The sequence below is a fragment of the Novosphingobium sp. UBA1939 genome, assembly GCF_002336885.1.
Classification (GTDB): Bacteria; Pseudomonadota; Alphaproteobacteria; order Sphingomonadales; family Sphingomonadaceae; genus Novosphingobium.
Map to the genome: position 1 here is coordinate 20,298 of NZ_DDFB01000160.1, position 7,626 is coordinate 27,923.

Annotated in this window: 11 protein-coding genes and 1 pseudogene; 4 read left to right on the forward strand and 8 right to left on the reverse strand. The window is 67.6% G+C overall.

Annotated elements, in window-relative coordinates:
* The 4 genes and pseudogenes from B3547_RS21415 to hppD all read right to left on the reverse strand — a co-directional run.
* Positions 1-79, reverse strand: a pseudogene (locus B3547_RS21415) (maleylacetoacetate isomerase); the annotation flags it as partial.
* Positions 76-1,368: a fumarylacetoacetase gene (gene fahA, locus B3547_RS21420; RefSeq protein ID WP_292966857.1), complete on the reverse strand. Its 1,293-nt coding sequence runs from the start codon at positions 1,366-1,368 to the stop codon at positions 76-78. The pseudogene B3547_RS21415 and the gene fahA, both read right to left, overlap by 4 nt.
* On the reverse strand, positions 1,365-1,910 hold the full coding sequence (locus B3547_RS21425) for a VOC family protein (RefSeq protein WP_124810599.1): 546 nt from the start codon (positions 1,908-1,910) through the stop codon (positions 1,365-1,367). Before B3547_RS21425 ends, fahA begins: the two co-directional genes overlap by 4 nt.
* Positions 1,907-2,992 (reverse strand): 4-hydroxyphenylpyruvate dioxygenase, encoded by a 1,086-nt coding sequence (gene hppD, locus B3547_RS21430; RefSeq protein WP_124810600.1) that lies wholly within the window; start codon positions 2,990-2,992, stop codon positions 1,907-1,909. Before hppD ends, B3547_RS21425 begins: the two co-directional genes overlap by 4 nt.
* Before the next feature lie 154 nt (positions 2,993-3,146).
* On the opposite strand from hppD, the gene B3547_RS21435 reads away from it, so the two are divergent.
* Entirely contained in the window at positions 3,147-3,638 is a 492-nt protein-coding gene (locus B3547_RS21435; protein ID WP_190287336.1) for an Lrp/AsnC family transcriptional regulator, read from the forward strand.
* Here the strand turns inward: B3547_RS21435 and B3547_RS21440 are convergent.
* Positions 3,616-4,341 (reverse strand): 2OG-Fe dioxygenase family protein, encoded by a 726-nt coding sequence (locus tag B3547_RS21440; protein WP_292966864.1) that lies wholly within the window; start codon positions 4,339-4,341, stop codon positions 3,616-3,618. The genes B3547_RS21435 and B3547_RS21440 overlap by 23 nt on opposite strands.
* A 174-nt stretch (positions 4,342-4,515) precedes the next feature.
* On the opposite strand from B3547_RS21440, the gene B3547_RS21445 reads away from it, so the two are divergent.
* From B3547_RS21445 to arsC, 3 genes are read left to right on the forward strand one after another with little or no spacing between them, the layout of a single operon-like run.
* Complete coding sequence (locus B3547_RS21445) at positions 4,516-5,283, forward strand: class II aldolase/adducin family protein (protein WP_292966883.1); 768 nt, start codon at positions 4,516-4,518, stop codon at positions 5,281-5,283.
* A 32-nt stretch (positions 5,284-5,315) separates the two neighbouring features.
* Complete coding sequence (locus B3547_RS21450) at positions 5,316-5,825, forward strand: (2Fe-2S)-binding protein (RefSeq protein ID WP_125954116.1); 510 nt, start codon at positions 5,316-5,318, stop codon at positions 5,823-5,825.
* Positions 5,826-5,880: 55 nt separating this feature from the next.
* Positions 5,881-6,222, forward strand: coding sequence for an arsenate reductase (glutaredoxin) (arsC, locus tag B3547_RS21455; protein ID WP_292966871.1), 342 nt, complete (start codon positions 5,881-5,883; stop codon positions 6,220-6,222).
* An 18-nt stretch (positions 6,223-6,240) separates the two neighbouring features.
* On the opposite strand, the gene B3547_RS21460 is transcribed toward arsC, so the two are convergent.
* The 3 genes from B3547_RS21460 to B3547_RS21470 form a co-directional block, all read right to left on the reverse strand.
* Complete coding sequence (locus B3547_RS21460; RefSeq protein WP_292966874.1) at positions 6,241-6,372, reverse strand: hypothetical protein; 132 nt, start codon at positions 6,370-6,372, stop codon at positions 6,241-6,243.
* A 56-nt stretch (positions 6,373-6,428) separates the two neighbouring features.
* Entirely contained in the window at positions 6,429-7,421 is a 993-nt protein-coding gene (locus B3547_RS21465; protein ID WP_414690602.1) for a M14 family metallopeptidase, read from the reverse strand.
* A 114-nt stretch (positions 7,422-7,535) separates the two neighbouring features.
* Positions 7,536-7,626, reverse strand: a 91-nt coding sequence (locus B3547_RS21470) for a DUF445 family protein (protein ID WP_292966886.1), incomplete at its 5' end; no start/stop codon positions are given.

A 7,626-nucleotide genomic window follows, 5' to 3' on the forward strand; every position in this document is an offset into this window, starting at 1 on the left:
CCACGCCTTTCAGCGCCAGCGCGATCCGCACGCGGTAGCTGGCGGTGGAGCGCCAGTAACCGTGGAGTTGCAGCGTCATCGCGCCGGCTGGACGGTGCCGGTGCAGGGACCGAAGCCGATCGTGCGGAACCCGTCGCGCACCGCCCGCGCGGACAGGGTGAGCTGGTCGCCGTCCTCGAGGAAGCAGCGCGTTTCGCCGCCCGGCAGCGTGACCGGTTCGCGCCCGCCGCCCGAAAGCTCCATCAGGCTGCCGAAGCTATCGCGCGCCGGACCGGAAATCGTGCCGGTGCCCAGCAGGTCGCCCGCATGGAGGTCGCAGCCGTTGGAGGTATGGTGCGCCACCATCTGCGCCACGGTCCAGTACATGTTCGTCGCAGGGCCGTGGCTCAGGCGGAGCGGCGACAGGCCGGCATCGCGCATCGCCGCGCTGGCGAGCGTGACTTCGAGGTCCAGTGCAAGCGCGCCGGCTTCGGCGTCCGCGGCATCGACCAGGTAGGGCAGCGGCTGCGGATCACCTTCCGGCCGGGGTTGCTGGGCCACGCGGAACGGGGCCAGCGCCTCGGCCGTCACCACCCACGGGGATACCGTGGTGAGGAAGTTCTTGGCGAGGAACGGCCCGAGCGGCTGGTACTCCCACGCCTGGATATCGCGCGCCGACCAGTCGTTGAGCAGGGTCAGCCCGCCGATCCGGCTCCACGCATCGGCGATGGGCACTGGTTCGCCCAGCGCGTTGTCGCCCGCGATCCACACGCCCAGCTCCAGCTCATAGTCGAGCCGCCGCGATGGCGCGAACACCGGCGCTTCGGCATCGGGCGCCTTGAGCTGGCCCTTGGGGCGCACCAGCGTGGTGCCCGAGACCCGCACGGACGAGGCACGTCCGTGATAGCCGATCGGCACGTGGCGATAGTTGGGCAGCAGCGGATTGTCGGGCCGGAACAGTTTGCCGATGTTGGTGGCGTGATGAATGCCGACGTAGAAGTCGGTGTAGTCGCCGATGTGGAACGGCAGGTGCAACGCGCAGTCTTCCGCGTGGTGCAGCAGCGGGCCCAGCCGCACGCGGAACCGGTCGGAGGTCAGGCACGCGAACAGCGCGTGGCGCAGCGCCAGCCGGTCGGTGGCGGGCAGGGCGAACAGCGCGTTGAGCGTGGCCTGTCCCAATGCCGGCACCACGGCCGGCGGCAGCAGGCCCTGTTCCGCCATGGCGGCAAGGTCCAGCACGCAATCGCCGATGGCGGTGCCGGCACGCGCGGGGCCACCATCGGTCGAGAAGATGCCCAGCGGCAGGTTCTGGACCGGGAATTCGGCATGGTCGTCCGCCCCCGGCACCCAGCTCGATGCCTGCGGATTGTGCGTGTGGTCGATGCTCATGCGTCCTTCGGCTCCGCATGCAGCCAGGCGGCATGGCGCGGGGCGCGCTTCGTCCGGCTCCATTCCTCGAGCATGACCGGGGCCAGCGTCTTCAGTTCGGCGTACTGTTCGGGCGTGCCGATGTTGCACGCCAGTTCCAGCCGGTGCCCGTTGGGATCGAAGAAATAGATCGACTTGAAGATGCCGTGCCAGGTCGGCCCCAGCACGTCGATGCCCTGCGCCTCGATATGGGCCTTGGCGGCCAGCAGCGCGGCTTCGTCCTCCACCTCGAAGGCCAGGTGCTGCACCCACGCCGGCGTGTGGGGATCGCGGCCCATCGCGGGCTGTTCGGGCAGTTCGAAGAAGGCCACCACGTTGCCGCCACCGCAATCGAGGAACACGTGCATGTAGGGATCGTAGGCCCCGGTCGATGGCACATGGTCTTCCGCGAAGGCGGTGGTGTAGGTCATGCCGAGCACGCGCTCGTACCATTCCACGGTCGCCTTGGCATCGTTGCAGCGGTAGGCGACGTGGTGGATGCGGCTGAGGCGCGGCGCGGTCATTGCGCCGGCTCCGCCTGCAGCGCGCCCCGGCGCATCTGGTCGCGTTCCATCGATTCGAACAGCGCGGTGAAGTTGCCTTCGCCGAAGCCTTCGTCGCGCTTGCGCTGGATGAATTCGAAGAACACCGGGCCGATCATCGTTTCCGAGAAGATCTGCAGCAGCAGGCGCGGATCGCCGTTGACGGTCGACCCGTCGAGCAGGATGCCGCGTGCCTGGAGCTGGTCCACCGGCTCGCCATGGCCGGGCAGGCGCTCGGCCAGCATCTCGTAATAGGTGGCGGGCGGGGCGGTCATGAACGGGGTGCCGCTGGCCTTGAGCCGGTCCCACGTCGCCAGCAGATCGTCGCAGGCAAAGGCGATGTGCTGTATGCCTTCGCCGTTGTAGGCGCGCAGGAATTCCTCGATCTGGCCGCCGCCGGCCTTCCCTTCCTCGTTCAGCGGGATGCGGATCTTGCCGTCGGGCGCGGTCATCGCCTTGCTGGTGAGGCCGGTATATTCGCCCTTGATGTCGAAATAGCGGATCTCGCGGAAACCGGCGATGCGCTCGTAGAACGCCGCCCAGTGCGCCATGCGCCCGCCATAGACGTTGTGCGTCAGGTGATCGATCAGCTTCAGGCCCGCGCCGGCCGGATGGCGATCCACGCCCTCCTCGTAGACGAAGTCGATGTCGTAGATCGACAGGGCATCGCCATAGCGGTCGATCAGGTAGACGATCGAGCCGCCGATGCCGCGGAACGCCGGCAGGCGCAGTTCCATCGGGCCGGTGCGCACCTCGACCGGTTCCGCGCCGCGTTCGAGCGCCTCGGCATAGGCTTTCGCCGCGTCGCGCACGCGCCAGCCCATGCCGCAGGCCGAAGGGCCGTGTTCGGCGGCGAAGTAGGCGGCGGGGCTGCGTGGTTCGTAGTTGGCGATCAGGTTGATATCGCCCTGCCGCCACAGTTGCACGTCCTTGGACCGGTGCCGCGCGACGCGGATGAAGCCCATCGCGGCGAACACGGGTTCCAGCACACCCTTTTCGGGCGCGGAAAATTCGATGAACTCGAAACCGTCGAGGCCCAGCGGGTTTTCGAACAGGTCAGCCATGGCTCTCCCCAGCATGCATTGAGAATGTGGCGCACAGTCTAGCGCTGATCGTGCTCAAAGGGCGTGCATTCTTGCGCGACTTCAGGAGTGAAATGCACACATGATGCGTTATAAGGCGATTTGAGGCACCGTCCGTGCCAACAGGAACTTGCCCGTGCTCGACCGTTTCGATCTCAAGATTCTCGCGATCCTCCAGCAGAAGGGGGATATCGGCCCGGTGGAGATGAGCCAGGCCGTCCATCTCTCGGCGTCGCAATGCTCGCGCCGGATGCAGCAGTTGCGCAAGGCGGGCTACATTCGCGGGGTCCACGCCGCGCTCGATGCCGGGCGGCTGGGGGTGGGCATTTCCGCCTATATCCTGCTCACCATGAACAGCCACGGGATCGCGGCGGCCGAGGCGTTCCGCGCGCGGGTGCTGGAGCTGGACGAAGTGCTGGAATGCCAGAAGCTGACCGGCGAGGCCGACATGATCCTGAAGGTCGCCACGCGCGATCTCGCCTCGTTCAACCATCTGTTGACGCGCCAGATTCTCGGGTCTCCCGAAGTGGCGACCGCGCGTTCCAGCATCATCCTGGAGGACGTGAAAAGCACCACCGCGCTGCCGCTGGGCTTTGCCGGCGCGGTCAATCCCGCCGACGGAACGTGACCACCAGCACGTCGCGCCAGCCCGGCCGGGCGGGGTCTTCGGGCCGCACCGGCGAAACCTCGTGCATCACGCGCCGGTCGTCGAGCAGGTAGAGATCACCGGGTACGGTAAGCGTGGTCCGGTCCAGCGTCCTGCCCGCCGGATCGGTGATCCGGGTGACGCCGCCGATCACATTGTGCCGCGCCACCAGTTGCACCAGCACCCGGTCCACGCCGTCGCGGTGCAGCCCCTCGGGCGTAGGCAGGCCGGCGTTCTCGCTTCCCGCCAGGATGCGGAACTGGTGCGCCTCGACATGCCAGCGCGCGCCCGGCGCGGACCGCGCGAACAGCGCCTCGGCATCGCGCAGCAGGCCCAGCAGGCACGGGTGCGTGGTGGCTTCCGGGGCGAAGGGCGCGAAATGGCGGGCGATTCCGCCGTTGAGCGGGTTGTAGGACAGGCTCTGGTAGTGCGGTTCGGCGGGGCGCGGCGCGATTTCGCCACCTTCCAGTGCGAAGGTCGCATAGCGCCGCCGGCGGTAGCGGCCGCCATCGGCCATGAAGGTATCGAGCGGCAGGTCGTTCCAGAAGTCCGCGAAATCGGGCGGTAACGGCGCCCCGCACGTGATCGCATAGCCCTTGTGCGCCAGCGCGCGCTCCAGCGGCATCAGGCCACCGGTTTCCGGCCGTTCTTCGGCGAGCGTGCAGACTGGCGATGTCGCGTCCATGGCCCTTCCTTGGGTACGGCCGCGATATGGGAACCCTTGGGCAGGATGCCTACCCCGCCGGCGGCCGGCTCCGCGCCCTAGCGCGCCACCAAGGCGGGAATGAGGCCGCGCGATTGCCCGCCTCCGAATCGTGCGATAAGGTTGCGACAAGAAACCGATCGGAGAGCGATGACCATGGCCACCCAGATGCGCCCGAATATCGAATGCAGCGATGCCGAATGGCAGGCCCGGCAGGAACTGGCGGCGTGCTACCGCATCTTCGATCTGCTCGGCTGGTCGGAATCGGTCTACAACCACATTTCCGTGCGCGTGCCGGGGGACGACAACGCGTTCCTCATCAACCCCTTCGGCCTGCTCTATTCGGAAGTCTGCGCGTCCAACCTCGTCAAGATCGACATCGACGGCAACAAGCTGGACGGCAGCCCGCACGCGGTGAACAAGGCGGGCTTCACCCAGCACGGCTATTTTCACCGGCATCTGAACTGGGCGCACGCCATCTGCCATGTCCACACCACGGCGACGATGGCGGTGTGCAGCCTTGAGGAAGGGCTGATGCCGATCAACTTCTACGCCTGCAACTTCGCCGGCCGGCTCGCCTACCACGATTTCGAAGGCATCACTGTGCGCGCCGAAGAGGGCGAGCGCCTGCTGGCGAACCTGGCCGACAAGAACATCCTGATGCTGCGCAACCACGGCCCGGTGGTGCTGGCGCCCACGCTCCAGGCGATGTTCATCCAGCAATGGAGCCTTCAGCGGGCTTGCGAAATCCAGATGGCCACGCTGTCGATGGGGCGCGAGCCGATCCTGGTGCCCGACGATGTCATCGCCGTCCACCAGCGCGACTTGCGCGAGGCGACGCCGCCGGGCGGCGGGGCCGGCGTGGGTGATTTCAACGCCTGGGTGCGGCGGATCGACAAGATCGACCGGTCCTGGCGGGATTGAAGCGCGGCGGAAAGGTGGGCTAGGGCACGCGCATGGCCCGTCTGACCGTCAACAACCAGCCGATGGAATTCCGGCTGGAACCGGATACCCCGCTGCTGTGGGCGCTGCGCGACGCGGCGAACCTGACCGGCACCAAATACGGCTGCGGCACCGGCGAATGCGGCGCCTGCATGGTGATCGTCGATGGGCAGGCGATGCCCTCGTGCACGCTGTCGCTGGGGGAGGCGGAGGGCCGCAGCGTGACGACGATCGAGGGGCTGGCCCCCGATCGCAACCATCCCGTGCAGCAGGCGCTGGTGGCCGAACAGGCGATCCAGTGCGGGTTCTGCACGCCCGGCCTGGTCATGGCCGCCGCCGCCCTGCTGGCGCACAACGGCGATCCGACCGAGCAGGACATCGCCGCCGCGATCACCAATATCTGCCGTTGCGGCGTCTATCCGCGTCTGGTTCGCGCGATCCAGCGCGCCGGCCGCGCCCTGCGGCATGCCGAAACGCTGCCGCCGCTGCCCGTGCCGGCGACCGCCACCGCGCCGGGGCTTTGATCTTCCCCTCGGGCGTCGCCTGCGCTAGCGGAACGGCATCACAGGAGACCCGGCGATGAAGGCGACGATCTGGCACAATCCCAACTGCGGCACATCGCGCAACACGCTGGCGCTGTTGCAGGAAGCGGGCGCGGACGTGACCGTGGTCGAATACCTCAAGACGCCGCCGAGCGCCGAAAAGCTGGCGCAGCTCTATCGCGATGCCGGAATCACGCCGCAGCAGGGCCTGCGCCTGAGGGGCACCGATGCCGAGGAACGCGGCCTGCCCGCAGCCGATGACGCCACCGTGCTGGCGGCGATGGTGGCGGACCCGAAGCTGATCGAACGGCCGCTGGTGGAAACCGACAAGGGCGTGCGGCTGTGCCGGCCCAAGGAAAAGGTCCAGGAAATCCTCTGAGCCGCCTTAGAACGCGCGTCAGAAGGGCAGGGCGCGTCCGGCGAGAATCAGCGCCAGCGCGCAGCCGAGCACGATCACCGCGCGCAGCCCTTCGGCAAGCGGGGCGGCCGCGATCGAGGCCGTCTTGATCGAGGAAAGGGCGCGGGACATTGCCCGATCATGCCCCGTGCCGGGTTAACGGGTCGTAAATCCGACCCCAGGCGCGGTTACGGGCGCGTCAGCAGCAGTTCCAGCAATGCCGCCAGGCATTCGCGGCCCAGCAGCTTGCTGCGTTCCGGGCTCCAGCCCTGCGCCGGATCGGGCAGGTCGGCATTGTCCTTGAACGGCATTTCCAGCGTCATCGAGACGCAGCCGTGGCTCGCGCCGAAGCGCTCGGCGAGCTGGTTGGTCGACATCGACAGGTTGGCCTTGCCCGCCGGGGCCACCGGATAGCCGCGCCGCGTCTGGAAATCGGGCGTTCGCCGTTCGAGGATCGCGCGATAGCGCCGGTATTCCGCGCCCTGCTGTTCGGTCCAGGAAGGGATGCCCTCGAACCCGGCCAGGAATACCGCCGGAATCGCCTCGTCGCCGTGGACGTCGATCGCGAAGTGGACGCCGGTTTCGTCCATCGCGTCACGCACGCACAGCACTTCGGGCGAGCGTTCGGCCGAGGGCGTATCCCATTCGCGGTTCAGGTTCACGCCCGCCGCGTTGGTGCGCAGGTGGCCGCGCCGCGATCCGTCGGGATTCATGTTGGGCACGATGTGGAAGCGGCAGAGCTGGCGCAGCTTGCGCCCGTGCGGATCGGCGGGATCGGTCAGCAGATCGAGCGCGCCTTCCATCCACCATTCGGCCATGCTCTCGCCCGGATGCTGGCGGGCAATGATCCAGATCGGCAGCTTGCCGGGCATTGGGCGACCGATGGTGACGAGATCAAGATCACGCCCGTCCACGGTGGCACCGAGATTGCTCACGCTGGCGTAGGGCGACATTTCCACGCGGCCGAGCAGATCGAGGTGGCGCTCGTGGGAGTACGGCTCGAAGTAGGCGTAATAAATGCTGTTGCGCTCAGGCGTGTGCTCGACGATCAGCTGGCCGTTTTCAAAGCGGGTTTCGCCGATGCGGAACCAGTTGCGGCGATCGTACGAAGCCACACAGCGGTAGCCCGGCCATCCGTCCGGATAGGCGGCTTCGGCGGCGTTCTCGAAGACCAGCCGCACGGCCTGCCCCGCNNAGGCGCAGGCGGATGTCGTCGGGCTTGTCGATGGAGAGCACCTCGATGGCGCCGGAGTCGAAGTTGCTGCTGATGCGGAGGGTCATGGCAGAGGGACAGCTCACAGAATATGGGTCAGGGCGTAGAGGGCGAGGCCGATCAGGCCGCCGACGAGGGTGCCGTTGAGCCGGATGAACTGCAGGTCGCGGCCG

What these genes read in the sequence shown, in the direction of transcription:
- fahA (WP_292966857.1), bottom strand. Translation starts at nt 1,368, where the DNA reads ATGAGCATCGACCACACGCACAATCCGCAGGCATCGAGCTGGGTGCCG.
- B3547_RS21425 (WP_124810599.1), bottom strand. Translation starts at nt 1,910, where the DNA reads ATGACCGCGCCGCGCCTCAGCCGCATCCACCACGTCGCCTACCGCTGC.
- hppD (WP_124810600.1), bottom strand. Translation starts at nt 2,992, where the DNA reads ATGGCTGACCTGTTCGAAAACCCGCTGGGCCTCGACGGTTTCGAGTTC.
- B3547_RS21440 (WP_292966864.1), bottom strand. Translation starts at nt 4,341, where the DNA reads ATGGACGCGACATCGCCAGTCTGCACGCTCGCCGAAGAACGGCCGGAA.
- B3547_RS21445 (WP_292966883.1), top strand. Translation starts at nt 4,516, where the DNA reads ATGGCCACCCAGATGCGCCCGAATATCGAATGCAGCGATGCCGAATGG.
- B3547_RS21450 (WP_125954116.1), top strand. Translation starts at nt 5,316, where the DNA reads ATGGCCCGTCTGACCGTCAACAACCAGCCGATGGAATTCCGGCTGGAA.
- arsC (WP_292966871.1), top strand. Translation starts at nt 5,881, where the DNA reads ATGAAGGCGACGATCTGGCACAATCCCAACTGCGGCACATCGCGCAAC.
- B3547_RS21460 (WP_292966874.1), bottom strand. Translation starts at nt 6,372, where the DNA reads ATGTCCCGCGCCCTTTCCTCGATCAAGACGGCCTCGATCGCGGCCGCC.